This is a genomic window from Solwaraspora sp. WMMB762 (assembly GCF_049179115.1).
In the GTDB taxonomy this organism is placed as follows: Bacteria; Actinomycetota; Actinomycetes; order Mycobacteriales; family Micromonosporaceae; genus Micromonospora_E.
In genome coordinates, this window is record NZ_JBMHMD010000001.1 from 2,343,058 (window position 1) to 2,369,247 (window position 26,190).

Here is a 26,190-nt window from a genome sequence, read left to right on the forward strand (position 1 = left end):
CGCACGACCCGGGGAGCAGTGAGCACCTATGGCCGCCAGTTCGGACGACCTGCTGCTGCCGGTTCCGGTGCCGGAGTCGCTGGTCGCCACCTACCTGGTCCCGGTGGTACCGCCGGACGTGGCCGTACCGGATGCGCTGGACGCGGTGGACCGGCTCGGTGACCGGCTGTCCCGGCCGGTACGTGACCTGACCCGGCAGATGCTCGGCAGCCCGCTGATGACCGTGCAGACCCGCCCGGTCGACCGGCTGCCGGAGCTGCCGCCGGATCTGCTGGCCGCGTTCGGTGCTACCGGTGGCCAGCTCGCCCGGCTGCGCACCGCGCAGCGTTGCGTGGTGGTGCAGGCCAGCTACCGGCCGGGTTGGCCGCCGGCGCACGAGTGGGCCGCGCGGGCGGTCGGCGCGGCGCTGGCCGACGCGCTCGGCGTCGACCTGATCGACCTGTTCGGGCTGCAGTTCCTCGACCCGGCCGGCGCGTTGCGGTCGCTGCCCGACGCCGACGGACGGATCCGCCTGGTCGACTGGGTCCTGGTGCCCTACTCCCCCGACGACGACGGGCTCTGGTTCACCACGAAAGGGCTACGTCGGTTCGGGCTGCTGGAGCTGCAGGCGCAGCAGGTGCCGCCGAGATTCGTCCGGGCCTGGGGGGCGATCATGACCGGGACCGCCCGACGGCTGCTGCGGATCTGGACCGAGGCGTTGGCTGAACCGGAGCCGCCGGCCTTCGTCCAGCTGCCGGTGAACCTGCCGGTGTCCGGCCACGACATCGCCGTCGCGTACGGCAACCAGGACCGGCACGATTCGGCGGGTTCTGCGCTGCTGCGGATAGTGCTGGACCCGTCGACCGATCCGGAGGCCGACTCCTTCCTCACCCTCCGTCCGCCACCGCAGGTGGCCGACAGCGACGCCGGGGACTATTTCACCCAGGTCTGCGGCGAACTCTTCGGCGCCGGGCAGCCGGAGATTCACTACGCTCGACAGAGCGACGCGATGGCGCAGGCGATCACCACCGCCCGCCGGTCGCTGGGCGAGGTCCGGGCCCGGTTCCTCGCCCACACGCTCGGCGGTCAGCTGCTGGTCAAGTACGGTCTCACCGCGCCGGACGGCCACGAGTACGTGTGGGCCAGCGTCACCGGCTGGCCGTATCCCGGCCGGATCCACGCGGCCAGCACGGTCGACGCGGTCTGCGACCCGACCGTACGGGTCGGCAGCCCGGTCGAGGTGGACGCCGCGGACGTCGTCGACTGGGCGCTGATCAGCGGGGACCGGATGGTGGAGGGCGGATGGACCGAGTCGGTGCTCGATCAGGGCGACCGAGGTGCGACCGGGCGCTGAGCCGGGGCGCCGTCAGCGCAGCTGGCCGTCAGCGCACCGACGACGGCACGAACGGCGGGGTCACCACCCGCATCGGCGCGTGCCGGCCGCGTACGTCGACCTGCACCTCGACGCCGTCGGCGGGTACCGCGGCGGTGTCCAGCAGCGCCAGGCCGACGCCTGTCTTGCGGGTCGGCGAGAACGTACCGCTGGTCACCGCACCGACCTGCGCTCCGTCGAGCAGCACCGCCATACCCGGTCGCGGGATGGCCCGCTGTACGGCCTGCAGACCGCGCAGCAGCCGGGCCGGCCCGGCCGCCTTCTCCGCCAGCAGTACGGTCCGACCCCAGAAGTCCGGTTTGCGCCAGCCGACCGCCCAACCGAGCCGGGCCTGCACCGGGGTGACCGCCACCGTCAGGTCCTGACCGTGCAGCGCGTACCCCATCTCGGTACGCAGCGTGTCCCGCGCGCCCAGCCCACAGGCCCGTGCGGCGACCGGCGTCTCGGCGGCCAGCAGCAGGTCCCACACCCGGCCCGCCGCCTCGGCCGGCACCACCAGTTCGTAGCCGTGCTCGCCGGTGTACCCGGTCCGGCAGACGACCAGGTCGGTGCCGGCCAGCCGACCGGCGGCGAAGCTCATGTACGGATGCCCGGTGGGCAGTCCCAGCCCGGCGAGCAGTCCGGCCGAGGCCGGTCCCTGCACCGCCAGTACGGCGTACCCGGTGTGCTCGTCGGTCACTGTGACCCCGCCCGGCGCCGCCGCCCGCAGCCGGCCGACCACCTCGCCGGTGTTGGCCGCGTTGGGCACCAGGAACACGTGGTCGTCGGCGTACCGGTAGGCGATGATGTCGTCAACGACGCCGCCGGTGGCGTCGTCGCAGCAGAGCGTGTACTGGGCCGAGCCGGCGGTGATCCGGTCCAGGTCGTTGCTGAGGCAGGAGTTGACGAACGCCGCCGCGCGGGGTCCGGTGACCCGGGCCTTGCCGAGGTGCGACACGTCGAACACGCCGACGGCGTTACGCACCGACTCGTGTTCACGCAGCACGCCGCCGCCGGCGTACTCCAGCGGCATCTGCCAGCCACCGAAGGCCGCGAACTTCGCGCCGAGCGCGACGTGCCGGTCGTGCAGCGGGGATCTGCGCGGCGCGCCGTCCCCGGTCATGGTCACCTCGGTCATGGGAGGCAACTTACCGGCGGACCCGCAGGTGGCTAGCATCGGCGGGGCACCACCCCGTCCGGCGGAGCAAGTTGCGCCGGAGACCAACCCGCCGGTCGCCCACAAGGCAACCGGCCCAGCTGCCGGAGACGCCGAGTGACATCAACCACCACAACCCTGGACCTGGTCGACACCGACCCCGCTGAGCTGGCCGTGGACGCGCTGGTGATCGGCGTACATAGTCAGGACCAGCCGGACGCAGACCAGGCGGCGAACGGCGCGCCGGGCACGACGCCCGCCCTGTTGCTGGCGACCGGGGCGGAGAGCATCGCGGTCGCGTTCGAGGGTCGACTGACCGAGGCCCTCAGTCTGCTCGGCGCCACCGGCGCCGCTGGCGAAGTGATCAAGCTGGCCACGCTCGGTACGGTCGGGCCGCCGCTGCTGGTCGCAGTCGGGCTGGGTCCGGAGCCGACCGGCGCGGCGCCCGCCCCGGAAACGCTGCGCCGAGCGACCGGCGCGGCGGTACGGGCACTCGCCGGCACGGCACGGGTCGCCGTGGCGTTGCCGGTCCCGGATGACGCGGACGGACCGGCGGCACTGCGCGCGGTCGCCGAGGGCGCGTTGCTCGGTAGCTACCGGTTCGCCGGCTACAAGACCCGGCCGCAGCCGGGCCGACGGGCACCGGTCGCCTCGATCGCCCTGCACGTGACCGACGCCGCCGACCCCGCGGTGCAGGCCGAGGTGGCCCGGGCGGAGGCGGTCGCCGCGGCGGTGATCGCCTGCCGGGACTGGGTGAACACCCCGCCGAACGAGCTGCGGCCGCCGGCGTTCGCCGATTCGGTACGGGACGCGGCGGTCGCCGCCGGGCTGACCGTGCAGGTGCTGGACGAGCAGGCGCTGGTCGACGGGGGCTACGGCGGGATCCTCGCCGTGGGCGGCGGCTCGGCCGCCCCGCCCCGGCTGGTGATCGTCTCCTACACGCCGCCGGAGGCGGCCCCGGACGCCCCACGGGTCGCGTTGGTCGGCAAGGGCATCACCTTCGACACCGGCGGCGTGTCGATCAAGCCGGCGCAGGGCATGTGGGAGATGAAGTCGGACATGGCCGGCGCGGCCGCCGTCGGGGCGGCCATGCTGGCGATCGCGGCGCTGCGGCCGTCGGTGCCGGTCACCGCGTACCTGCCGATGGCGGAGAACATGCCGTCGGGTACCGCCTACCGGCCCGGCGATGTGGTGACCATGTTCGACGGCAAGCGGGTGGAGGTGCTCAACACCGACGCCGAGGGCCGGATGGTGCTCGCCGACGCGATGGCCCGGGCCTGCGCGGACGGCTGCGACTACCTGCTGGAGACCTCGACGCTGACCGGCGGTCAGGTGGTCGCGCTGGGCAAGCGGATGGCCGGGGTGATGGGCAGCGACGAGCTGTGCGCCCGGGTACGGGCCGGCGGGGACGCGGTGGGCGAGCCGGCCTGGCCGATGCCGCTGCCCGACGACGTCCGCAAGGGCATGGAGTCGGAGGTGGCGGACATCTGCCAGGTGAACTCGGCGATGGACCGGGCCGGCCACATGTTGCAGGGCGGGGTGTTCCTCCGCGAGTTCGTCAGCGAGGGGGTCGCCTGGGCGCACCTCGACGTCGCCGGCCCGGCCTACCACTCCGGCGAGCCGTTCGGCTACTGGAGCAAGGGCGGCACTGGCGTACCGGTGCGCACGCTGGTGCACCTGGTGCAGGACATCGCGGCCAACGGCTGACCCGGCGCGGCCCGAGGGGGTCCGGGTGCCGGTCGGCACCCGGGCCCACGTCGGTGAGGTCAGCCCCGGTCGGGGACGTCAGCCCACGTCGGGGACGTCAGCCCACGTCGGGGACGTCAGCCCCGGTCGGCCCGGTCGGCCCGCTTGCGCCGTTCGTTGAAGTCCCGCATCCGCTGCGGGTAGCCGACCAGCGCCACGTCGTAGATCGGGATGGCCATCTTGTGCGCGAAGCGACGGGCGGTGTCCGGGCCGTCGACCCGACGACGGGTCCACTCACCGTCGTACGCGATGAGCATCACCGTCGTCTCGGTAACCGTGGTCCGGGGCTCGATGAACGCCTCGACCCCGCGGCGGCTGCGGACGAACTCCTCGAGATGGTCGAGATCAGCCCGGTTCGCCGGCCGTCCTCCCGGTGCCCCGCTCGACTGCTTGCGCCGACGAAACCACGCCACCGGCGTTCCCCTCCCCCAGCTGACAAGACCGCGCAGGTGCCGGCCGGGCGGCCTGGTGCGGTCGGGCCGGGCCCGGCTGTCCGACGCCCGCGCGCATAGACGGACAGGGCAAGCCTACGTTGCGACCACGTGTCCTTGGGCACCTCGTTGAGCGTTCAGACACTACAAGTGACAAGATGACCGGGGAAAGTCTGCCCGTTCCATGGGACGACGCAGGGGACGGCCCTCCTGTGCAGCGACGTGACCTGGGAGTGAACTGTGAGTGAGCCGAACGGCGGGACCTTCGACCTGGTCATCCTCGGCGGCGGTAGTGGAGGCTACGCGGCTGCCCTGCGCGCCGTACAACTCGATCTGTCGGTAGCCCTGATCGAGAAGGACAAGGTCGGTGGCACCTGCCTGCACCGTGGCTGCATCCCCACCAAGGCGCTGCTGCACGCCGCCGAAGTGGCCGACAACGCGCGCGAGTCCGAGCAGTTCGGTGTCAAGGCGGACCTGGTCGGCATCGACATGGCCGGAGTGAACAGTTACAAGGACGGCGTGGTCGGCCGGCTGTACAAGGGCCTGCAGGGCATGATCAAGTCTTCGAAGATCACCTACGTGGCGGGCACCGGCCGGCTGGTCGGCCCGGACACCGTCGAGGTCGACGGGGCCCGGTACACCGGCCGCAACGTGATCCTGGCCACCGGGTCCTACTCGCGCAGCCTGCCCGGCATCGAGGTCGACGGCGAGCGGATTCTGACCAGCGAGCACGCGCTGGAGCTGGACCGGGTGCCGTCATCGGCGATCGTGCTCGGCGGCGGGGTGATCGGTGTCGAGTTCGCCAGCGTCTGGCGCTCCTTCGGCGTCGACGTGACCATCGTCGAGGCGCTGCCCCGGCTGGTCGCCGCCGAGGACGAGGAGTCGTCCAAGGCGCTGGAGCGGGCGTTCCGCAAGCGCGGCATCGGGTTCAAGACCGGCAAGCCGTTCGAGAAGGTCGAACGTACCGAGTCCGGCGTCCGGATGACGATCGCCGGCGGCGAGACCCTGGAGGCCGAGCTGCTGCTGGTCGCCGTCGGGCGCGGGCCGGTGACCGCCAACCTCGGGTACGAAGAGCAGGGTCTGAAGATGGACCGTGGCTTCGTGCTGACCGACGAGCGGCTGCGGACCAACCTGCCGAACGTCTACGCCGTGGGCGACATCGTGCCTGGCCTGCAGCTGGCCCACCGCGGTTTCCAGCAGGGCATCTTCGTCGCCGAGGAGATCGCCGGCCGCAACCCCGCGGTGATCGACGAGAGCGGCATTCCCCGGGTCACCTACTCGGACCCGGAGCTCGCGTCGGTCGGGCTGACCGAGGCGAAGGCCAAGGAGCAGTACGGGGCCGACAAGGTCAAGACCTACAACTACAACCTCGGCGGCAACGGCAAGAGCCAGATCCTCAAGACCACCGGCTTCGTCAAGCTCGTCCGGGTCGTCGACGGCCCGGTCGTGGGACTGCACCTGGTCGGTGCCCGGGTCGGCGAGCTGATCGGCGAGGCGCAGTTGATCTACAACTGGGAGGCCGACCCGGCCGACGTCGCACCACTCGTGCACGCCCACCCGACCCAGGGCGAGGCGCTGGGCGAGGCCCACCTGGCCCTGGCCGGCAAGCCGCTGCACGCACACGCCTGACTAGAGGAGTCTTGTAGATATGCCGGTATCGGTCACCATGCCCCGGCTCGGCGAGAGCGTCACCGAGGGCACCGTCACCCGCTGGTTGAAGCAGGAAGGCGACCGGGTCGAGGTCGACGAACCGCTGCTGGAGGTCTCCACCGACAAGGTCGACACCGAGATCCCGTCGCCTGCGGCCGGGGTGCTCACCCGGATCGTGGTGAGCGAGGACGAGACCGCCGAGGTGGGCAGCGAACTCGCGGTCATCTCCGGCGGGCAGGACGACGGCGGACAGCAGGACGACGGCGGACAGGACGACGGTGGGCAGACCGCCCCCGCCGAACCCGCCGCGACCACGCCGCAGGAACAGCCCGCCGAGCCGGAGCCGGCCGCAGCGCCGGCCCAGCCAGCGGCCGACAGCGCCCCACCGGCGACCGGTGGCGACGCCACCGCGGTCCGGATGCCGGCCCTCGGCGAGAGCGTCACCGAGGGCACCGTCACCCGCTGGCTCAAGCAGGTCGGTGATTCCGTCGAGGTCGACGAACCGCTGCTGGAGGTCTCCACCGACAAGGTCGACACCGAGATCCCGTCACCGGTCGCGGGGACGCTGCTGGAGATCAAGGTGCCGGAGGACGACACCGCCGACGTCGGTGCCGAACTGGCCCTGGTCGGCAGCCCCGGTGGTGCCTCGGCTCCGGCGGCACCGGAGCCGGCCGCCGCACCGGAGCCGGCCGCCGCGCCGCAGGCCGAGCCCACCCAGCCGCAGCCGGCGGCACCACCGGAGCCGGCCGCTCCCGCGCCGGCCCAGCCGGGCGCCTCGTACGCCAGCCCGGCCCCGGCCACCGAGTCCGCCGCACCAGCGCAGGCCGCACCGCCGGCACAGCAGACCGCTCCGGCGGCCCCGCCGGCCAGCGCCAACGGTGACGGCGGTTACGTCACCCCGCTGGTCCGCAAGCTCGCCGCCGAGCAGGGGGTCGACCTGGCCTCGGTGCGCGGCACCGGGGTCGGCGGGCGGATCCGCAAGCAGGACGTGCTGACCGCAGCCGAGCAGGCGCGGGCCGCCGCCGAGCGGGCCAAGGCCGAACAGGCCAAGCCTGCGGCACCGGCCACGGCGCCGACGGCGGCCAAGGCACAACCCAGCCCGCTGCGCGGCCGGACCGAGAAGATGAGCCGGACCCGGACCGTCATCGCCAAGCGGATGCACGAGTCGCTGCAGAGCTCTGCCCAGCTGACCACGGTCGTCGAGGTCGACGTGACCAAGATCGCCCGGTTGCGGGCCCGGGTGAAGGGCGACTTCCAGGCCAAGCACGGCGTCAAGCTGTCGTTCCTGCCGTTCTTCGCGCTGGCGGCGGTGGAGGCACTGCGCACCTACCCGGTGGTCAACGCCTCCATCGACATGCAGGCCGGCACGATCACCTACCCGGACGGGGAGCACCTCGGCGTGGCGGTGGACACCGAGCGGGGTCTGCTGGTGCCGGTGATCCGCGACGCCGGCGATCTCAACCTCGGTGGGCTGGCACGGCGGATCGCCGACGTGGCCGAGCGGACCCGGACCAACAAGATCGGCCCCGACGAGCTGTCCGGTGCCACCTTCACGCTGACCAACACCGGCAGCCGTGGGGCGCTGTTCGACACCCCGATCGTGCCGTTGCCGCAGGCCGCCATCCTCGGCACCGGAGCGGTGGTGAAACGCGCCGCCGTGGTCGACGATCCGGAGCTCGGCGAGATCATCGCACCACGGTCGATGGTCTTCCTGGCGCTGTCCTACGACCACCGGCTGGTCGACGGCGCGGACGCCGCCCGGTTCCTCAGCGCGGTCAAGGAGCGGCTGGAGGCCGGCGCGTTCGAAGGCGAGCTCGGCCTGTCCTGACGGCGTTCGACGACAGAGCGACCCGGTTGCCGTAGCGGTGGGTGCCGGCCGATCCCGGCCGGCACCCACCGCCGTTCTGCACCGGATGGTGGTGGTCCGCATCCGGCACCACCACGATCAGCGAAGATGTCGGCATGCGCATCCTGCTGGCCGGCGCGTCCGGCTTCCTCGGCACCAGACTGACCGACCACCTGCACAGCTGCGGACACGAGACCGTACAGCTGGTCCGCCGACCGGCGCGCGGGCCGGCTGAGTTCAGCTGGTCGCCGTCGGCCGGGCAGCTCGACCCGGCGGTGTTCACCGGCGTCGACGCGGTGGTCAACCTGGCCGGTGCCGGGGTCGGCGACAAGCGCTGGACCGACGGCTACAAGGCGTTGATCCGGTCCAGCCGGGTGGACAGCACCACCACGCTGGCCACCGCGATGGCCGGGCTCGTGGCAGCGGACCGGCCGGCGGTGCTGCTGAACTCGTCAGCGGTCGGCTGGTACGGCGACACCGGCGACCAGCCGGTCGAGGAGAACGCCCCGGCAGGTGAGGGTTTCCTGGCCGACGTGGCCCGGGTCTGGGAGGCGGCCACCGGGCCGGCGGAGAACGCCGGCGTACGGGTGGTCCGGCTGCGCACCGGCCTGCCGTTGCACCGCGACGGCGGCCTGCTCAAGCCGCAACTGCTGCCGTTCCGGCTCGGCCTGGGCGGCAAGCTCGGCAGCGGACGGCAGTGGGTGCCGTGGATCGCCATGCAGGACTGGCTGCGGGCGGTGGCCTTCCTGCTCGATCACGACGACATCTCCGGCCCGGTCAACGTGGTCGGGCCGGCACCGGTGACGAACGCGGCGTTCGGCAAGGCGCTCGGCGCGGCGGTGCACCGGCCGGCGGTGCTGCCGATCCCGGCGTTCGCATTGCACGTGGCGCTGGGTGAGTTCGCCACCGAGGCGCTGCGCTCCTCCCGGGTGCTGCCCGGGGCGCTGACCGAGGCCGGCTTCACGTACCGGTATCCGGACCTGCCGGACGCGCTGCACGCCGCCCTGACGCAGGGGTGACCCGGCACCGGGTGGCGTCCAGACCGGTCAGGGCAGGGCCGGGAGCAGATCGGTGCCGATGGCGCTGATCAGCTCGCCAGTGGCGGCCGGACCGACGCCCTCGACCATCAGCACCAGCCGGTGGGCGCCGACGGTCGCCGCGCTGGCGGCGAGCCGCGCGGCGCACTCGGCCGCGCTGCCCAGTGGGTGGATTCGCAGCAGGTGCTCGGCGTAGGCGTCGAGGTCCCGGTGGGCTGGCGACGAGCCGTCGATCCGGACGTACTCCCGGGTGGTAGCCAGCCACGGTGGCAGGGTCCGGCGGAGCTGACGCTCGGCGGCGGCCCGGGAGTCGGCGAGCCCGATCAGATGCACCGAGGCGTGCGGCACGATGGCCGGGTCGTGCCCGTTGGCGGCGGCGACGTCGGCGTACCGGGCCAGCGTGGCGGCCTTCGCCGCGTCGTCGTCGTGCACCCCGAGCAGCAGGGGAAGCCCACGGCTGGCGGCGAGGTCGACCGTGGCCGGCGAGGTCGCCGCCACCCAGACCGGGATCGGGCGGGCCGGTCGGGGCACCACCGGCACGTCGCGGAACGTGAAGAACCCGCCGTCGGCGCCGACCGTCGCCGCGCCGGAGAGCCAGCGGCCCAGCAGGTCCAGCGACTCGGCGAAGCCGTCCCGGTACCGGTCCAGGCCGGTGCCGTAGACCTCCAGGTCCACCCAGGGACCGCCACGGGCGACACCGAGCCGGAACCCGCCGGCGGAGACCGTGTCGAGCAGGACTGTCTCCTCGGCGAGCGCGACCGGATGCCGGTTGGACAGCACGGCCGCCGCGGTGCCGACGGCGATCCGACGGGTGGCGCCGAGCAGGTAGCCGGCCAGGGTGGTGGCGGACGGGCACTGCCCGTACGAGACGAAGTGGTGTTCGGCCAGCCACACGCCGCCGAGGCCGGCTGCCTCGGCGGCGCGCGCGTAGTCGACGGTGGCCGGTAGACCATGTGCCGCCAGCAGGAACAGGTCCACTGCTGGCTGGTTCAGGTCGCCGGCCACCGGCGCGGTGATCGGCTCAGCAGTCACGCAGCTCGGGTGACTGGTTGCGCAGCTGGGCCACCGGGGAGATGAACTCCTGGTAGGTCGCTCCGCCGACGGCGGAGAGTTTGAAGGCGGCCACCCGGTGGCAGTTCTGGAAGGCGAACTTGACGCCGAAGTGCCGCTCCAGGCCGCCCCGGATCGCGTCGCTGGCCAGCGCCCGCAGCAGCTGGCCACGCTCGGCCTCGCTGGGCGGTGGCACCGCGTGGTCGGCGAACTCGGCCGGGCCGCCCTGGGCCTCGGCGGCCACCTGGGACACCACCGACCAGGCGTACGGCAGGGACTGGCGTACGCAGTCGACGAACTCGGCGTCGTCGACCCGGCCGGTCTCGGCCCGCTCCAGCAGAGCGGCGGGTACGTCGAGGGACATGCTTTCTCCTCACGCTGACGGTCAGCGGACCAGCAGGTCTGGTCCGGGTACGAACTCCGGGTCGACCTGGTCGGCGAGGTTCTCGCCGACCCGGTCGTTGGCCCAGGCGGCGGCGTTGCGCAGGTGAAACTCCACCGCCTGCCGGGTGTAGCTGGCCCAGTCCTTGACACAACCATCGACGGCTGTACGCATCGTGTCCAGCGCGTCACGGTTCGCCGGCTCCATCGCGGTGATCGGTTGGTGCCGGCCTCGTTCGGCGGCCTTGACGAAGGCCGACCGGCCGACCCAGGTAAGCAGGTCGGCGCCGACGTGCTCGCGCAGGAAGTCCACGTCCGACTCGTCGTCGATCTTGTTGCCGATCACGTGCACCCGTACGCCGTAATCGCGGGCGTACCCGACGTACTGCCGGTAGACCCCGACGCTGCGCACCGTCGGCTCGCAGACCAGAAACGTCGTGTCGAACCGGGTGAACAGCCCGGAGGCGAACGAGTCCGCCCCGGCGGTCATGTCGACGACCACGTACTCGCCCGGGCCGTCGACCAGGTGGTTGAGCAGCAGTTCCACCGCGCCGACCTTGGAGTGGTAGCAGGCGACGCCGAGATCGTCGGTGGCGAACGGCCCGGTCACGGCGAGCCGGATGCCGGCCACCTCGCGGACCAGCGCGTCGTAGATCGGGTTGGCCCCGGCGACGGTGAGCAGCCGCGAGCCGCGACCAGGCGGGGTGGTCTTGACCATCGCCGCGGCCGAGCTGATCAGGGGATTGTCGCCGCGCAGGTATTCCTTGATGTCGGCCAGGTGGTCACCCAGCGCCGGCAGCAGCACCGCCTCGTCGTCGCTGGCACCGAGGGCGGCGGCGAGATGCTGGTTGATGTCGGCGTCGACCGCCAGCAGCGGCGGCGGCCCGCCGTCGGCACCGGTCGGGGTGGCCGCCAGGTGGCGGGCGAACAGGGCCGCCAGGGTGGTCTTGCCACTGCCACCCTTACCGACAAAACAGATCTTCACCGTGGATCTCTCCCAAACAGCTCAACAGGTACGCGTACATTGGAAGTCATTTCCAATAACCTCGTCAAGCCTAGGTACGGCACGGGCGTGTCGGGCGAAATTGGTACTCTCCGCCGGTGCCGACCGCTCCGTCCCCACTGCCCGACAGCGCCGCGACCGACCGGCCGGTGACCAGCGGCCGCCCGGGCGGCCGGGCCGGCGGACCGGCCGGGTGGCGCGCCGACCTGGTCGTCGCGGTGGTCGCGGTGACGCTCGCCGGCTGGGTCACCAGCGGCCTGTGGGCCGGGCCGGACAGCCGGGCGATCACCGTCAACTCCAGCGACCAGGCACTGTTCGAGTGGCTGCTGAGCTACGGCGCGTACGCGCTGACCCACGGCGAGAACCCGCTGTTCACCTACCTGCTCAACGCCCCCGACGGGGTGAACCTCGCGGTCAACACCTCGATCACCGTGTACGCGGTGCTGTTCGCACCGCTGACTTTCCTGATCGGGCCGCCGGCCACCTTCCTGGTGATCCTCACCCTCAACCTGGCCGGCACCGGTTTCGCCTGGTACTGGCTGCTGTCCCGGCTACCCACCGGCGACAACGGCGCTCCGTTCGTGCCGTCCCGGCTGGCGGCCGCCGTCGGCGGACTGTTCTGCGGCTTCGCGCCGGCCATGGTGTCGCACGCCAATGCCCACCTCAACTGGACCGCCGGCTGGCTGGTGCCGATCATCGTCTGGCGGGTCCTCGCGCTGCGTGGGCGGCCCGGGGCCCGGCCGTTGGACCGGGGCGGCTGGGCACGCAACGGCCTGATCCTCGGCGTAGCTGTCGCGGCGGCCTTCTCGATCGCCGCCGAGGGCCTGTTCTTCACCGCCCTGGCCTGCGGCGTGTTCCTCGGCGTCTGGGCACTGGACCGCAGCCGCGCCGCCGAGGTCCGCGACGCGCTCCCCCGCCTGCTGCGCGCCCTGGCGGTGACCGCGGTAGTCGCCATCACGCTGTTGGCGTACCCGTTGTGGTTGCACTTCTTCGGCCCGCAGGTGTTCCACGGCACCGGGTTCGACGCCCGGGTGCACAGCGAGGACCTCCTCGCCTACGGGGCGTTCCCGGAACGCTCGCTGGCCGGTGTCGCCGGGCTGGGCACCGGGCTGGCGCCGAACGAGACCGAGGAGAACAGCTTCTTCGGCGTACCGCTGCTGATGTTGACCGTCGGCTGCCTGGTGCTGCTCTGGCGGGCCGCCGATCCCGGCCGGCGAGCGACGCTGCGGGCCCTCGCCGTCACCGCCGCCGTGTTCGCGCTGCTCTCCCTCGGCCCCCGACTGAAGATCGGCGGGACGATCACCGACATCCCGCTGCCGTACGCCCCGTTGGCCGGCGCACCGGTGTTCAACGCCGCGCTGCCGGCCCGGCTGGCCATGGTGGTCACCCCGGTCATCGGCGTCCTGCTGGCGCTGACGCTGAGCCTGCTACTCACCCGTCGGGCCGCCGGGCAGGCGCGGTACGGCCGGTGGTGGGCCGCGGCGTTCGTCGCGGCGCTGCTGCCGCTGACCCCGGCCAGTCTGCTCACCATCGAACGGGAGCCGATCCCGGACTTCATCACCTCGGGTGCCTGGCGCGACCACGTCAGCCAAGGCGGGGTGCTCGCCCCGGTACCGTTCACCCTCGACGTGCTCCCCGACGGTCAACGCTGGCAGGCGTACGCGTTCGCGAACCGGCAGGGCGAGTTCGCCATCCCGTCCGGCTTCTTCCTCGGCCCCGGCGGACCGGACGGCCGGGGCCGGATCGGACCGGTCCCCCGGGCCACCGACGGGCTGCTGCACGAGGTCGCCCGCACCGGCGTGGTGCCGCCGATCACCGACGCCGACCGGGCCGCCGCCCGCGCCGACCTGCGTTACTGGGACGCCGAGGCAGTGGTGCTCGCCGATCAGGTGCACGGCGCGAAGTTCCCGGTCGACGCCGAGGCCCTGCTGACCGCGACCACCGAACTACTCGGCCCGCCGCAGCGGATCACCGACGTCTGGCTCTGGCCGGCGCCCGAAGGCGGCTGGTGAGCCGGACCACGGACCGGCCCGACCGACCGGTAACGGACTAGGCTGGACGGCGTGACCAGCACCCTTCCCCGCGCGCGCGGGGTCCGAGCCGGAGTCGTCGACTACCAGACCGCCTGGGCGGAGCAGCGTCGACTGCACGCCGCCGTGGTCGCCGGTGAGGAGCCTGACACCGTGCTCCTGCTGGAGCACCCGAGCGTGTACACGGCCGGCAAGCGCACCGAACCGTGGGACCGCCCGGTGGACGGCACCCCGGTGGTGGACGTCGACCGGGGCGGCAAGATCACCTGGCACGGCCCGGGGCAGCTGGTCGGCTACCCCATCGTCCGGTTGCCGGAACCGATCGACGTGGTCGCCTACGTACGCCGGGTCGAGCAACTGCTGATCGACGTCTGCGCCGAGTTCGGGCTGGCCGCCACCCGCCTCGACGGGCCGAACCACAGCGGGGTCTGGGTGCCGGCCGACGACCGTGGACCGGCCCGCAAGGTGGCGGCGATCGGCATCCGGGTCGCCCGCGGGGTCACCCAGCACGGCTTCGCGATCAACTGCGATCCGGACCTGACGGCGTACGACCGGATCGTGCCGTGCGGTCTGCGCGACGTCGGCGTCACCTCGCTGAGCGCCGAGCTCGGCCGGCCGGTGACCGTCGCCGAGGTGCTGCCGGTCGTCGAACGGCACCTGCCCACGCTCGGCTGAGCCGACCGCTCTCGGGTCAGCCGACCGCTCGCCGGCCAGCCGGCCGATCTCGGGTCAGCCGGCCGATCTCGGGTCAGCCGGCCGATCGATGCCTCAGGTGAGCCAACTCACCCAGTGAGCGGCGGCCGCGCGGTCGCCTGGCCGCCCGGCCGGGCACCGGCCGGCGTAGGCTGGCAAGGGTGACCATTGCTCCGGAGGGACGACGCCTGCTGCGCCTCGAGGTCCGCAACGCCGAGACCCCGATCGAGCGCAAACCCCCGTGGATCAAGGTCAAGGCCAGGATGGGGCCGGAGTTCACCGAGCTGCGCGGGCTGGTGCAACGGGAAGGGCTGCACACCGTCTGTCAGGAGGCCGGCTGCCCCAACATCTACGAGTGTTGGGAAGACCGGGAGGCCACCTTCCTCATCGGTGGGGACCAGTGCACCCGGCGCTGCGACTTCTGTCAGATCGACACCGGCAAACCGGCCGAGTTCGACGCCGACGAGCCCCGCCGGGTCGGCGAGTCGGTCGCGGCGATGGATCTGCGCTACGCCACGGTCACCGGGGTGGCCCGCGACGACCTGCCCGACGGAGGTGCCTGGCTGTACGCCGAGACCGTCCGGCAGATCCACGCGCTGCAGCCCGGCTGCGGCGTCGAGTTGCTGATCCCGGACTTCAACGGCGACCCCGGCCAGCTCGACGAGGTGTTCGCCGCCCGACCGGAGGTGCTCGCCCACAACGTCGAAACGGTGCCCCGGATCTTCAAGCGGATCCGCCCCGGCTTCCGGTACGAACGCTCCCTCGACGTGCTCACCCGGGCCCGCACGGCCGGCCTGGTGACCAAGTCCAACCTGATCCTCGGCCTCGGCGAGGAGCGCTCCGAGGTGTCGCAGGCGCTGCGCGACCTGCACGCCGCCGGGTGCGAGCTGATCACCATCACCCAGTATCTACGCCCGTCGCCGCGGCATCACCCGGTGCAGCGCTGGGTCAAGCCGGAGGAGTTCGTCGAGCTGCGCGAGGAGGCCGAGCAGATCGGCTTCTCCGGGGTGATGAGCGGCCCGCTGGTGCGTTCGTCGTACCGCGCCGGCCGGCTCTACCAGCAGGCGTTGCGCCAGCGCGAGGCCCAGCCGCTGGCCGGCTGACCGCCCGGTGAACGGCTTCGCCCCCGGCAACTAGACTGCCTCGCATGGCGAAACCCCAGGAGAAGGTGTCGTTCGGCCAGCGGCTGAAGCAGATCGGCATGGTGTTCTCGTTCACCGCCAAGCGCGACAAGTGGTTCGTCCCGCTGGCGGTGGCCGCCGTGGTGCTGCCGCTGGCGATCACCGTGCCGGTGTCGCTGGCGCTGGGGTGGATGTGGCTGCCGGTCGGCATCCTGGTGGCGCTGCTCGCCGTACTGATCGTGCTGAACCTGCGGTCGAACACGGCGATGATGAACGTCGCCGAGGGCCAGCCGGGTGCGGCGGCCTCGCTGCTGGAGAACATGCGCGGTGACTGGCGGGTGACGCCGGCGGTCAGTTCGACCACCCAGATGGACATGGTCCATCTGGTGATCGGGCGGCCCGGGGTGATCCTGCTCGCCGAGGGCAACCCACAGCGGGTCCGGGGCCTGCTCGGTCAGGAGAAGCGGCGGCTGGCGAAGGTGATCGGCAGCGCGCCGCTGTACGACTACGTGATCGGCACCGACGAGGGCGAGTTGTCGATCCGCAAGATGCGTACGACGTTGATGCGCTTGCCGCGCAATCTGACCGGCAAGGACGTCAACGCGTTGGACAAGCGGCTGACCGCGTTGTCGGCCCGGCCGCAGTTGCCCAAGGGCGCCATTCCGAAGAACATGCGTCCGCCGAAGGGCGCTTTCCGGCAGACCCGGGGCCGCTGACCGCCGGTCGCCGCCATTGCGGCCCGGGTCGCGGGCCGGGCGGTGCGGTCGTGGGTCAGCGGGGGGCGGCGACGACGACCGATCCGGCGGCCCGGTCGTGCAGGCCGCGCCGCCGACCGTCCATCACCAGCGGCGGGATCACCAGGGCCAGCAGCAGTCCGCGCAGCAGTGCCCGGGGTACGCCGATCCGGCCGCCGTCGGCGTCCGAGACGCACCGGATCCTGGCCAGCCACATTCCCGGGGTCTGGGCGAACAGGCCCAGGAAGAATCCGTACTCGGCGATCAGCACCACCACCGGTGGCCAGCCGGAGCGGGCCGGGTCGGCGAAAAGGCTGGAGATCAGCACGCAGAGTAGCCAATCAATCACCAGAGCGCCGGTTCGTCGTAGCAGACTCGGCACCTCGTCACCCGGCCCCGCCGGGCCACCGGTCGCTCCACCCGCAGCCGCGTTTGCGCTTGCCGCCACGCTGCCCCCTCCCGATACCCACGAACGGCCAGACTAGTCTGGGCCGTCTGCCGTATCCTGCGGTGGACGATTGGTCGGGATCACGCTCCGCACCGGACGTAACACGGCGGAAACATTAGAGACATGGTGGGGCAACCCTGCGGCCATAGCGTCGCGACCAGCATAGCCATCAGTGCGACGTGCCAGGAGGACGTGTGTTCGCCAATCCCGAGGAACTACTGCGGTACCTCAAAGACGAGGGCGTGAAATTCGTCGACGTACGCTTCTGTGACCTGCCCGGCGTGATGCAGCACTTCAACTTGCCGGTCGAGTCGGTCGACGAGGACATTTTCACCACCGGCCTCGCCTTCGACGGGTCTTCGATCCGTGGTTTCCAGGCGATCCACGAGTCGGACATGCTGCTGCTGCCGGATGTCGCCACCGCCTTCATCGACCCGTTCCGGATCGAGAAGACGCTGGCGCTCAACTTCTTCATCCACGACCCGTTCACCCGGGAGCCGTACTCCCGGGACCCGCGCAACGTGGCCAAGAAGGCGGAGGCCTACCTGGCGGCGAGCGGCATCGCCGACACCGCCTACTTCGGGCCCGAGGCGGAGTTCTACATCTTCGACTCGATCCGCCACGAGACCTCCGCGAACCAGGCCTACTACTACATCGACTCGATCGAGGGCTGGTGGAACAGCGGTCGCGAGGAAGAGGGCGGCAACCGCGGGTACAAGACCAACTACAAGGGCGGCTACTTCCCGGTGCCGCCGGTCGACCACTACGCCGACCTGCGTGACAAGATCGTCCGCAAGCTGATCGACACCGGCTTCACCGTGGAGCGGTCGCACCACGAGGTCGGCACCGCCGGCCAGGCCGAGATCAACTACAAGTTCTCCACCCTGCTGCACGCCGGCGACCAGCTGCAGCTGTTCAAGTACATCGTGAAGAACACCGCCTGGGCCAGCGGCAAGACGGCGACCTTCATGCCGAAGCCGCTGTTCGGCGACAACGGCTCCGGCATGCACACCCACCAGAGCCTGTGGCTCAACGGTGAGCCGCTGTTCTACGACGAGACCGGCTACGCCGGCCTGTCGGACACCGCCCGCTGGTACATCGGCGGTCTGCTGCACCACGCGCCGTCGCTGCTGGCCTTCACCAACCCGACGATCAACTCGTACCGCCGGCTGGTGCCCGGCTTCGAGGCGCCGGTCAACCTGGTGTACTCGCAGCGCAACCGGTCCGCCTGCACCCGTATCCCGGTCACCGGCAGCAACGCCAAGGCCAAGCGGGTCGAGTTCCGGGTGCCGGACCCGTCGGCCAACGTCTACCTGGCCTTCTCCGCCATGCTGATGGCCGGTCTGGACGGCATCAAGAGCAAGATCGAGCCGCCGGAGCCGATCGACAAGGACCTGTACGACCTGCCGCCGGAGGAGTGGGGCAACGTCAAGCAGGTGCCGGGTTCGCTGCCGGCCGTACTGGACTCGCTGGAGGCCGACCACGACTTCCTGCTCGAGGGTGGGGTCTTCACGCCGGACCTCATCTCCACCTGGATCGACTGGAAGCGGTCCAACGAGGTCGACCCGGTCCGCCTGCGGCCGACCCCGCACGAGTTCGCGATGTACTTCGACTGCTGATTCCGGCCGCGCCGGTCCAGCAGTGGACGACGGCGGTGGGGGCGGGCCTCGGCTCGCCCCCACCGCCGTTTCGCTGCCCGCCCCGGTCTCGTCCGACGTCTGTCAGCTCGCGTCGGGGCGCCGGGCGGACCGGACCGCCCGCACCACCAGCACCACGATCAGCGCACACATGGCCACCGTGCCCGGCGCCTTGGTGAGCGCGGCGACCCCCGAACCGTCCGGCAGGACCAGGAAACCGGCGACCGCCACCGGCAGCAGGAACCACCCGGTGCGGTACGCGGCGGCGGCCAGCAACGCCAACGGCCAGCTCAGGTACCACGGGTAGACGACAGGCGCGGCGAGCACCGTGGCGGCCAGGGCCAGCCCTGCCCCGAACACCACGGTCCCCCGGTCCCAGGTCGCCGGTGCGCCGGCGGACTTCGCCACCGACGACGCCCGGCCGGCGGGTTCCGCCGGCACCGCCCGGCCGTCCGGACCCCGCCAGCCGGTCAACGGACCACCGCCGCGCCACACCCGCCACCACAGCCACACGAGGAAACCGGCGAGCAGCGCCAGGCCTACCACGCGGACCGCCCCGACCGCGTCCAGTCGCACCCCGACCAGCCGCCCCAGGTAGTCGATCAGCAGCCCGACGGCGGTCGGCGGCGAGGTCCACTGCCGCGAGTCGCCGCTGCGGGCCAGCCCGGCCACCCAGCCCAGGCCGAGCCCGGACAGCGCGGTGGTGGCCGCGACCGCGCCGACCACCCCCGCCACCACCAGCGCCCCGGCCCGGACCAGGGCTGCCGGTCGGCGCGGCCCGGCCACCGCGAGCACCGCCGCGAACGGTACGACCACCAGGGCCGTCGCCTTCACCGCGACGGCCAGCCCGAGCAGCAGCCCACCGGCGACGGCCGCCACCGACGCACCACCGACGCCGCCGGTCCCGGCACCCGCCCGGCCGGTCCCGCCGCCGGACTGGCGGGCCGATCCGGCGGTGATCACCCACAGCGCCGCGACCAGTAGACCGACCATCAACGCGTCGTTGTGCGCACCCGAGACCAGGTGGATCAGCACCACCGGGCAGCCGACGGTCAGCCACAGCGCCCGGCCGGCCGGCAGGCCACACCTGGCGGCCAGACCGGGCAGCGCCACCGCCACCAGCACCAGCCCGGCCACGGCGGTCAGCCGCAGCGCCAGCAGGGTGCCGGTCAGACCGGCACCGACCGCGACCGCCAGCCCGGCGAGCCAGACGAACAGCGGCCCGTACGGGGCCGGGGTGTCGCGCCACAGCGGGGCGACCGCCTCGACCCAGGGACAGCCCTGACCGGCCACTCCGGAGTACGGGTCGCCACCGTCGCGCAGAATCCAGCCCTGGCAGGCGTACGAGTAGATGTCCCGGCTGCCCAGCGGCGGCGCCACCAGCAGCGGCAGCGCCCAGAGGCCGACGGTGGTCGACGCCCACCGTACCGACGGCACACCGTGCCGGGCCGACCACCACGCCCACACCATCGCGCCGGTGCCGGCGGCCCAGGCAAGCACGCTGAGCACGCCGGTTCCGCTGGTGAAGACCGCCCAGCCGGCGGCCGGTGGTTCGGGCAGCGCGCCGCCCAGGCTGGCGGCGACCGCGAGGGCGACCGCGCCGGCCAGACCGACGTAGCGGATGAAGTGGTACCGCGTTCCGGGGTCGCCGGAGCGGTCAGGCACCGAGGACCCGCTCCGCCGCGGCCCGGCAGCGGCGGGCGGTCCGCAGGTAGTCGTCCAGGAACTGGCCGGGGTCGGTGCCGCCGAGCAGCCGGACCACGCCGGCCAGCTCGGCACCGTGCCGGGGCAGTTGGTCGGTGGCCCGGCCCCGGACCAGCATCAGCGCGTCGCGGACCCGGGAGGCGAGGACCCATCCGGCGCGCAGCGCGGTCGCGTCGGCCCGGTCGACCAGGCCGGCGTCGCGGGCCGCGGCCAGCGCGACCAGGGTACGGGTGTCACGCAGCGCCGGCACCGCGTGCCCGTGCCGCAGCTGGGTCAGCTGCACCGCCCATTCGACGTCGGCGAGCCCGCCCCGGCCGAGCTTGGTGTGGGTGGCCGGGTCGGCGCCGCGCGGCAGTCGTTCGGTCTCCACCCGGGCCTTGATCCGGCGGATCTCGACGATCTGCTCCCGGCTCAACCCGCCGGCCGGGTAGCGGACCGGGTCGGCGACGGCGACGAACTCCTCGCCCAGCGACGGGTCGCCGCAGACGAACCGGGCCCGCAGCAGCGCCTGCGCCTCCCACACCTTCGCCCACCGGGCGTAGTACTGGGCGTACGCCGCGAGGCTGCGCACCAGCGGCCCCTGCCGGCCTTCGGGGCGCAGGTCGGCGTCCACCCCGAGCGGTGGGTCGGGGGCCGGCATGCCGAGCAGCCGGCGCAGCTCCTCGGCGACCGCCCGGGCGGCGGCGCTGGCCTCGTCGTCGGCGAGGCCGGGCGGTGGGTCGTAGACGAAGAGCACATCGGCGTCGGAGGAGTAGCTCATCTCGTACCCGCCGAGGCGGCCCATGCCGATGATCGCGAACCGCAGACCGTCCGGCGGCGGCACGGTCTCGACCGCGACCCGCAGCGCGGCGGCGAGCGTGGCGTCGGCCACCGCGGACAGCCCGGCGCCGACGGCGGCCACGTCCAGCCGGCCCCGGACCTCGCGGGCCGGGGCCAGCGCGCCGGCCCGGTTGAGTACGTCGGCGCAGGCCAGCCGGAGCAGTTCGCGCCGGCGCAGGGCCCGTACCGCGCGGACCGCCTGGACCGGATCCGGCGGCTCGCCGCCGCCGCTGCCGAGGTGGCGGGCCGCAGCGGCGTCGAAGCCGGCGCGCAGCACCGCCGCGTCGCGTGGGGTGAGTTCGACGTCGGAGGCCAGCATCCGCAGTGCCTCGGGCTCGCGGGCCAGCAGGTCGGCGGCGTACCGGGACAGCCCGAGGGTCCGGGCGAGCCGGCCGGCGACCAGACCTTCGTCGCGCAGCAGCCGCAGATACCAGGGGGTGCTGCCGAGCTTGTCGGACACCTGCCGGTAGCTCAGCAGCCCCCGGTCCGGCTCGGGGGCGTCGGCGAACTCCTGCAGCAGCACCGGCAACAGGGTGCGCTGGATGGCGGCGGTCCGGGAGACGCCGCCGGTGAGGGCTTCCAGGTGCCGCAGCGCCCCGGCCGGGTCGGCGAAGCCCAGCACCTCGAGCCGGCGCCGGGCGGCCTGCGGGGTCATCCGCAGCGACTCGGCCGGCACCCGGGCGACGGATTCGAGCAGCGGCCGGTAGAGCAGTTTTGCGTGCAGCCGGCGTACCTCGGTGGCGTGGCTGACCCAGTCGGCCCGGAACGCCTCGACGACATCGGTTTCGGGGGTCGAGGCGTAGCCGAGGGCCTGGGCGAGCCAGCGCAGCGCCACCGGGTCGGCCGGCACGGTGTGGGTACGGCGCAGCCCCTGCAGTTGCAGCCGGTGCTCGACACCGCGCAGGAACCGGTAGCCGCGCAGCAACGCCTCGCCGTCGGCGCGGCCGACGTACCCGCCGGCGACCAGGGCCCGCAGGGTGGGCAGCGTGCCGGGGGCTCGCAGCGTCTCGTCCACCCGACCATGCACCAGCTGCAGCAGCTGGACGGCGAACTCGATGTCGCGCAGCCCGCCGGGGCCGCGTTTGATCTCGCGTTCCAGCTCGCGGGGCGGGACGTTCTCGATGATCCGGCGCCGCATGGCGCGCACGTCCTCGACCGCCTCCGGGCGCTCGGCGGCATGCCAGACCAGCGGCGACAGCAGCCGGATCCACTCCTGCGCGAGGTCGCGGTCGCCGGCCGCCGGCCGCGCCTTGAGCAACGCCTGGAACTCCCAGGTCCGGGCCCACCGCTGGTAGTAGGCGAGGTGACTGGCGAGGGTACGGACCAGCGGCCCGCGGTTGCCTTCCGGGCGCAGCGCGGCGTCCACCGGCCAGGCCACCAACCCGCAGATGTGGATCAGACGGGTGGCGACGGTGGTGGCGACCGTCAGATCGGCGTCGTCGGCGGCGACGAAGATGACGTCCACGTCGGACACATAGTTCAGCTCGTTGCCGCCACACTTGCCCATCGCCACCACGGCGAGGCCGGGCGGACCGCTGCCGTCGGGCAGCTCGGCGACGGCGATGTCGTACGCGGCGGACAGGGTCGCGTCAGCCAGCGCGGACAACGCCGCCATGGTCTGTTCCAGACACCGCCCGCCGGTCAGGTCGGCCGCCGCGATCCGCAGCAGGGCCAGCCGGTACGCCCGGCGCAGCGCGGTGATCGCCGCCGCGCCGACCAGCGGAGGCGACACGGCGTCGGCAGCACCGTCGGCGTCGGCGACGGGGGGCGGGTCGACGTCGAGGGCACCGTCGGCGGTGGGGGCCACCCCGTTCTCGGTGACGAGCACCGACCACTGGTCCGGGTTGGCGACCAGATGGTCGCCGAGGCTGGACGAGGCACCGAGGACGGCGATCAGCCGACGGCGCAGCCCCGGGTCGGCGTGCAGGGCGTCGAGGACCGGCGACCCGCCGGCACCGTTGCCGCCGGAGCCACCAGAGCCAGCGCCGGCACCGGAGCCGGTGCCGGCGTCGCGCCGCTGCGCCTCGACGAGCCGGTGCAGCTGGCGCAGCGCCAGATCGGGGTCGGCGGCCCGGGACAGCGCGGTCAGCAGTTCGGCGGCCGGCGGGTCGACCGGCTGCTGCGCCTGCACCTGCCACAGCCCGAGCCCGTCGGGGCCGAGCAGGTCGGCGGCCCGGACGGTGTCCGTACCGCTGACGTCGAAGCCGTACCGGGCGAGCCGGCCGGTGGCACTGGTCGGTCTGGTCATCGGGGGCCTAACTGCCGAGCAGTGGAAGGGTCCGGGGGATGTCCGAGTCGGGCAGCTGGCCGAGGGCGAGCGCGGCGAACCGGACGGCGAACGGTTGCCAGACCTCCTCGATGTCACCGAGCACCTCGACGCAGGCGTCGACGACCACGTCGGCGGGCAGGCGCAGCTCGGTCAGGATGGTGGATCCGGCCGCCCAGGTGCTGACCATGTCCCGGTCGCACTCGATGTGGAACTGCAGCCCCCAGGCCCGGTCACCGAGGCGGAACGCCTGGTGGGGGTAGTGCGTGGAGGCGGCGAGCAGCACCGCGCCGTGGGGCAGTTCGGTGATCTCGTCGACGTGCCACTGCAGCACGTCGGGCGCGAGCGGCACGTACCGGAACAGCGGGTCGGTGGCAGCGGCGTCGCGCTTGCCGACCAGCGCGGGCCCGATCTCCGGGCCGGCGGCGCTGCGTTCGACGGTGCCGGCGTGCGCGGTGGCGAGCAGGTGGGCACCGAGCCCGATGCCGAGGGTCGGGATCCGGTGGCGGACGGCCTTGCGCAGCAGCCCTTCGACGGCGGGCAGCCAGCCGGCGGCCGGGTCGGGACCGACGGCGGACGGACGGCCGCCGAGGACGATCACCGCCGGTCGGTCGGCCAGGTCGGCCGGGACCGGGTCGTCGGCGTACGGGCGGCACACCTCGATCGGCAGGTTGGCTTCGGCGAGCCACTCCCCCAGCCGTCGCAGGTCGTCGGTCGGGTCGTTCTCGATCACCAGAGCGCTGCCCACGTGTCGAGGCTATCCAATCGGCCGGGGCGGTGACCGTAGGCGGTGCCTGCGTGCTCACCGTTGCGTACTCGTAAAATCTGCTCGCCCGGACCAGAACCAAATCTGCTCGTTCGGACCGGGAACCTCGCGTAGTCTCGCGCCGGTGACCGACCCGCGACCGGCCGACCGCCGAGGTGGCGAGCCGCGTTCCCCAGCCGCTGAGCCGGTCCGACCTGGTGCTCTGACGCTGCACCCGCCCGCGCTGCGACCCGGTGACGAGGTCCGGATCGTGGCCCCGGGTGGGCCGGTCGCAGCGGAGCCGGTCGAGCGGGGGATGGCCGTGCTGGCCGGCTGGGGGCTGCGGCCCCGGTTGGGTCGGCACGCGCTGGGCCGGCACGGTTTCCTGGCCGGCACCGACGAGCAGCGGGCCGCCGACCTCGCCGAGGCGTTCGCCGACCCGACGGTACGCGGCATCGTCTGCGCCCGGGGCGGCTACGGCACCCAGCGGGTGGTGGACCTGTTGGACATGGCGGCGGTACGCCGGGACCCGAAGGTCGTCTGCGGCTACTCGGACATCACCGCCCTGCACCTGGCGCTGTGGCGGGGCGCCCAGCTGGCGACGGTGCACGGCCCGGTGGCGGCCTGGGACGACGAGCGGACCCCGGCGGTGTCCGCCGGGTCGCTGCGCCGGGCGCTGATGGAGCCGGTGCCGACGGTGGTCACCCGGTCGCCGGATGAGGCCGGCGCGGCGGTGCTGGTGCCGGGTCGGGCCGACGGCATCCTGCTCGGCGGCAACCTGACCGTGCTCGCGGCCTCGGTGGGCACCGCCGACCTGCCGGACCTGACCGGGGCGATCCTGCTGATCGAGGAGATCGGCGAGCCGCCGTACCGGGTGGACCGGCTGCTGACCCAGCTGCGCCGCAGTGGCGTGCTGGCCGGCCTGGCCGGGGTGGCGGTCGGGCAGTTCACCGGCTGCGCCGACCGGCACGGGGTGGACGTCGCGCAGGTGCTCGCCGAACGGCTGGGCGACCTCGGCGTACCGGTGCTCGGTGGGCTGCCGCTCGGGCACGGGCAGACCCCACGCACCGTCGGCCTCGGCGTACCGGCCACCCTCGACGCCGCTGCCGGCACCCTCACGGTCTCCCCCGCCGTGCGCTGACCTGAGCTTGCCGGATTCTCAGCCCGTTGACAGCTTCGGCATGGGTTGCGTTGAGGGCCGCCGGGCACCGTCGGTCAGGTCACCGCACCACACCGAGACGACATCCGGAGGTCGACTTGTCCAGACGGATCACCAGGAAGCGGGCGCTCGCGGGCCTGGCTGCGGCGGGCGTGCTCAGCGTCGGGATCGCGGCGCCGACCATCGCCTTCGCGCAGGAGGGCGCCGAGCCGAGCGCCAGTGCCAGCGCCAGCACCGATGGATCGACCGGCGAGGAGCGCCGGGCGGCGAAGATGACCGAGCTGGCCGAGACGCTGGCCGCAGAACTCGGCGTCTCCGCCGACGACGTCACCGCCGCCCTGGAGAAGGTCCATGAGGAGAGGGCCGGCGACCGGCCCGAACGCGGAGAGCGGCCGGAGGGGACGGCCGACCGGCAGGCGGCGCTGCAGGAGCGGCTCGACGCGGCGGTCGCCGACGGAAAGCTCACCCGGGCCGAGGCCGACGCGGTGCTCAAGGCGCACGAGGAAGGGGTGCTCGCCGGCTCCGGACGCGGCGGCGGTCCGGGCCGTGGCGGCCCGATGGGCGGTAGGGACGACGAGCCGGAGGCCGCCCAGTCGCCGGACGGCACCTGACCCGACCCCGCCCCCGAAAGGGTCCTGGCGCCGGATCACCCCCCCCCCGCGGGGTTGGTCCGGCGCCAGGATCGTCTTCGGGCCGGCCGGCAGCGGCCCGTCGAGCCGGCTCAGGCGATGCCGGCTCAGGCGATGCCGGCTCAGGCGATGCAGGCGCAGACGATCAGGGCTGCGCCGAAGTGCGACGCGGCGCTGACCCGGGCGGCGGGGTGCGGCTCGTCGGAGCAGATCACCGCGCCGAGCCGACCGGGGGTCAGCCAGTCGAGCACGGCGAAGGCCAACGCCATGATGCCGAGCCCGATCAATCCGAAGAGGATCGTCGAGGCGAGCCCTTTGGTGAACGACGGGTAGCTCGTCAGGATCGCGGTGAAGACGATGCCGGCGACGCCGAGCTGGTTGGCGGCGAGCAGCAGCGCCGCGTTGCCGTTGCGCTGCACCCAGATCAGCTCGCGCAACTTCCCAGGGGTGAGCCAGTCAACCACCACGAAGCCGGCCGCCATCAGAGCGACGCCGACCGCTCCGAAGACGATGCTCTGCCAAGCTCCGGTGAGCAGATCCTCCAGCACGCACGT

22 protein-coding genes are annotated in these 26,190 nt (G+C 73.0%); 12 read left to right on the forward strand and 10 right to left on the reverse strand.

All coding sequences use genetic code 11. The annotated features are described in order from the left end of the window. The first annotated feature begins 28 nt into the window (after positions 1-28). Positions 29-1,333, forward strand: a complete 1,305-nt coding sequence (locus ACN27J_RS10300) for a DUF2314 domain-containing protein (protein WP_421365462.1) — start codon at positions 29-31, stop codon at positions 1,331-1,333. Positions 1,334-1,361: 28 nt separating this feature from the next. On the opposite strand, the gene gcvT is transcribed toward ACN27J_RS10300, so the two are convergent. Beyond that, on the reverse strand, positions 1,362-2,489 hold the full coding sequence (gene gcvT, locus ACN27J_RS10305; RefSeq protein WP_421365464.1) for a glycine cleavage system aminomethyltransferase GcvT: 1,128 nt from the start codon (positions 2,487-2,489) through the stop codon (positions 1,362-1,364). Between the two features lie 135 nt (positions 2,490-2,624). Here gcvT and ACN27J_RS10310 point away from each other — a divergent pair, with 135 nt between their 5' ends. Then, positions 2,625-4,214: a leucyl aminopeptidase gene (locus tag ACN27J_RS10310; RefSeq protein ID WP_421365466.1), complete on the forward strand. Its 1,590-nt coding sequence runs from the start codon at positions 2,625-2,627 to the stop codon at positions 4,212-4,214. Between the two features lie 116 nt (positions 4,215-4,330). On the opposite strand, the gene ACN27J_RS10315 is transcribed toward ACN27J_RS10310, so the two are convergent. After that, complete coding sequence (locus ACN27J_RS10315; RefSeq protein ID WP_278170383.1) at positions 4,331-4,666, reverse strand: hypothetical protein; 336 nt, start codon at positions 4,664-4,666, stop codon at positions 4,331-4,333. Positions 4,667-4,924: 258 nt separating this feature from the next. Here ACN27J_RS10315 and lpdA point away from each other — a divergent pair, with 258 nt between their 5' ends. The 3 genes from lpdA to ACN27J_RS10330 all read left to right on the forward strand — a co-directional run bounded on the left by lpdA (position 4,925) and on the right by ACN27J_RS10330 (position 9,199). Then, entirely contained in the window at positions 4,925-6,313 is a 1,389-nt protein-coding gene (gene lpdA, locus ACN27J_RS10320) for a dihydrolipoyl dehydrogenase (RefSeq protein ID WP_421365468.1), read from the forward strand. Between the two features lie 19 nt (positions 6,314-6,332). After that, positions 6,333-8,162 (forward strand): 2-oxoglutarate dehydrogenase, E2 component, dihydrolipoamide succinyltransferase, encoded by a 1,830-nt coding sequence (gene sucB, locus ACN27J_RS10325; RefSeq protein WP_421365470.1) that lies wholly within the window; start codon positions 6,333-6,335, stop codon positions 8,160-8,162. A 134-nt stretch (positions 8,163-8,296) separates the two neighbouring features. Continuing rightward, on the forward strand, positions 8,297-9,199 hold the full coding sequence (locus ACN27J_RS10330; protein WP_421365472.1) for a TIGR01777 family oxidoreductase: 903 nt from the start codon (positions 8,297-8,299) through the stop codon (positions 9,197-9,199). A gap of 27 nt (positions 9,200-9,226) precedes the next feature. On the opposite strand, the gene ACN27J_RS10335 is transcribed toward ACN27J_RS10330, so the two are convergent. The 3 genes from ACN27J_RS10335 to ACN27J_RS10345 are packed head-to-tail and all read right to left on the reverse strand — an operon-like array spanning position 9,227 to position 11,633. Then, on the reverse strand, positions 9,227-10,249 hold the full coding sequence (locus ACN27J_RS10335) for an LLM class flavin-dependent oxidoreductase (RefSeq protein WP_421365474.1): 1,023 nt from the start codon (positions 10,247-10,249) through the stop codon (positions 9,227-9,229). Next, entirely contained in the window at positions 10,239-10,631 is a 393-nt protein-coding gene (locus tag ACN27J_RS10340; RefSeq protein WP_421365476.1) for an SCO5389 family protein, read from the reverse strand. The genes ACN27J_RS10335 and ACN27J_RS10340 overlap by 11 nt, the downstream gene beginning before the upstream one ends. 21 nt (positions 10,632-10,652) lie before the next feature. Then, on the reverse strand, positions 10,653-11,633 hold the full coding sequence (locus ACN27J_RS10345; RefSeq protein WP_421365478.1) for an ATP-binding protein: 981 nt from the start codon (positions 11,631-11,633) through the stop codon (positions 10,653-10,655). Positions 11,634-11,800: 167 nt separating this feature from the next. Between ACN27J_RS10345 and ACN27J_RS10350 the strand changes: the two genes are divergently transcribed. From ACN27J_RS10350 to ACN27J_RS10365, 4 genes are all read left to right on the forward strand, one after another. Then, positions 11,801-13,663 (forward strand): DUF2079 domain-containing protein, encoded by a 1,863-nt coding sequence (locus ACN27J_RS10350; protein WP_421372182.1) that lies wholly within the window; start codon positions 11,801-11,803, stop codon positions 13,661-13,663. Positions 13,664-13,714: 51 nt separating this feature from the next. Further along, a complete protein-coding gene (gene lipB, locus ACN27J_RS10355; protein WP_282231599.1) occupies positions 13,715-14,356 on the forward strand; it encodes a lipoyl(octanoyl) transferase LipB in 642 nt (213 codons plus the stop codon). Between the two features lie 179 nt (positions 14,357-14,535). After that, positions 14,536-15,477, forward strand: coding sequence for a lipoyl synthase (gene lipA, locus ACN27J_RS10360; RefSeq protein WP_421365480.1), 942 nt, complete (start codon positions 14,536-14,538; stop codon positions 15,475-15,477). A 44-nt stretch (positions 15,478-15,521) separates the two neighbouring features. Further along, positions 15,522-16,211 (forward strand): DUF4191 domain-containing protein, encoded by a 690-nt coding sequence (locus tag ACN27J_RS10365; protein ID WP_123602772.1) that lies wholly within the window; start codon positions 15,522-15,524, stop codon positions 16,209-16,211. A 55-nt stretch (positions 16,212-16,266) separates the two neighbouring features. On the opposite strand, the gene ACN27J_RS10370 is transcribed toward ACN27J_RS10365, so the two are convergent. Next, positions 16,267-16,677: an RDD family protein gene (locus tag ACN27J_RS10370; RefSeq protein ID WP_421365481.1), complete on the reverse strand. Its 411-nt coding sequence runs from the start codon at positions 16,675-16,677 to the stop codon at positions 16,267-16,269. A gap of 194 nt (positions 16,678-16,871) precedes the next feature. Here ACN27J_RS10370 and glnA point away from each other — a divergent pair, with 194 nt between their 5' ends. Next, positions 16,872-18,296 (forward strand): type I glutamate--ammonia ligase, encoded by a 1,425-nt coding sequence (gene glnA / locus ACN27J_RS10375; RefSeq protein WP_421365482.1) that lies wholly within the window; start codon positions 16,872-16,874, stop codon positions 18,294-18,296. A 102-nt stretch (positions 18,297-18,398) separates the two neighbouring features. On the opposite strand, the gene mptB is transcribed toward glnA, so the two are convergent. Genes mptB through ACN27J_RS10390 form a run of 3 tightly spaced genes read right to left on the reverse strand, consistent with a single transcriptional unit; the run spans position 18,399 to position 23,851 of the window. Continuing rightward, positions 18,399-19,979: a polyprenol phosphomannose-dependent alpha 1,6 mannosyltransferase MptB gene (gene mptB / locus ACN27J_RS10380; RefSeq protein WP_421365484.1), complete on the reverse strand. Its 1,581-nt coding sequence runs from the start codon at positions 19,977-19,979 to the stop codon at positions 18,399-18,401. Next, positions 19,972-23,085, reverse strand: coding sequence for a bifunctional [glutamine synthetase] adenylyltransferase/[glutamine synthetase]-adenylyl-L-tyrosine phosphorylase (locus ACN27J_RS10385; protein WP_421365486.1), 3,114 nt, complete (start codon positions 23,083-23,085; stop codon positions 19,972-19,974). The genes mptB and ACN27J_RS10385 overlap by 8 nt, the downstream gene beginning before the upstream one ends. A 7-nt stretch (positions 23,086-23,092) precedes the next feature. After that, positions 23,093-23,851: a type 1 glutamine amidotransferase gene (locus tag ACN27J_RS10390; RefSeq protein ID WP_421365488.1), complete on the reverse strand. Its 759-nt coding sequence runs from the start codon at positions 23,849-23,851 to the stop codon at positions 23,093-23,095. A gap of 220 nt (positions 23,852-24,071) precedes the next feature. Here ACN27J_RS10390 and ACN27J_RS10395 point away from each other — a divergent pair, with 220 nt between their 5' ends. Then, complete coding sequence (locus ACN27J_RS10395; protein WP_421372183.1) at positions 24,072-24,989, forward strand: S66 peptidase family protein; 918 nt, start codon at positions 24,072-24,074, stop codon at positions 24,987-24,989. Between the two features lie 116 nt (positions 24,990-25,105). After that, positions 25,106-25,618 carry a hypothetical protein gene (locus ACN27J_RS10400; protein WP_421365489.1) on the forward strand — a complete coding sequence of 171 codons (513 nt, stop codon included), beginning with the start codon at positions 25,106-25,108 and terminating at the stop codon, positions 25,616-25,618. Positions 25,619-25,758: 140 nt separating this feature from the next. Here the strand turns inward: ACN27J_RS10400 and ACN27J_RS10405 are convergent, their stop codons facing one another. After that, on the reverse strand, positions 25,759-26,184 hold the full coding sequence (locus tag ACN27J_RS10405) for a DUF350 domain-containing protein (protein ID WP_278170402.1): 426 nt from the start codon (positions 26,182-26,184) through the stop codon (positions 25,759-25,761). Positions 26,185-26,190: the final 6 nt, after the last annotated feature.

Excerpts from the sequence above, each read along its gene's own strand:
- ACN27J_RS10300 (WP_421365462.1), top strand. The coding sequence starts at position 29 with ATGGCCGCCAGTTCGGACGACCTGCTGCTGCCGGTTCCGGTGCCGGAG.
- gcvT (WP_421365464.1), bottom strand. The coding sequence starts at position 2,489 with ATGACCGAGGTGACCATGACCGGGGACGGCGCGCCGCGCAGATCCCCG.
- sucB (WP_421365470.1), top strand. The coding sequence starts at position 6,333 with ATGCCGGTATCGGTCACCATGCCCCGGCTCGGCGAGAGCGTCACCGAG.
- ACN27J_RS10330 (WP_421365472.1), top strand. The coding sequence starts at position 8,297 with ATGCGCATCCTGCTGGCCGGCGCGTCCGGCTTCCTCGGCACCAGACTG.
- ACN27J_RS10340 (WP_421365476.1), bottom strand. The coding sequence starts at position 10,631 with ATGTCCCTCGACGTACCCGCCGCTCTGCTGGAGCGGGCCGAGACCGGC.
- ACN27J_RS10365 (WP_123602772.1), top strand. The coding sequence starts at position 15,522 with ATGGCGAAACCCCAGGAGAAGGTGTCGTTCGGCCAGCGGCTGAAGCAG.
- ACN27J_RS10385 (WP_421365486.1), bottom strand. The coding sequence starts at position 23,085 with ATGACCAGACCGACCAGTGCCACCGGCCGGCTCGCCCGGTACGGCTTC.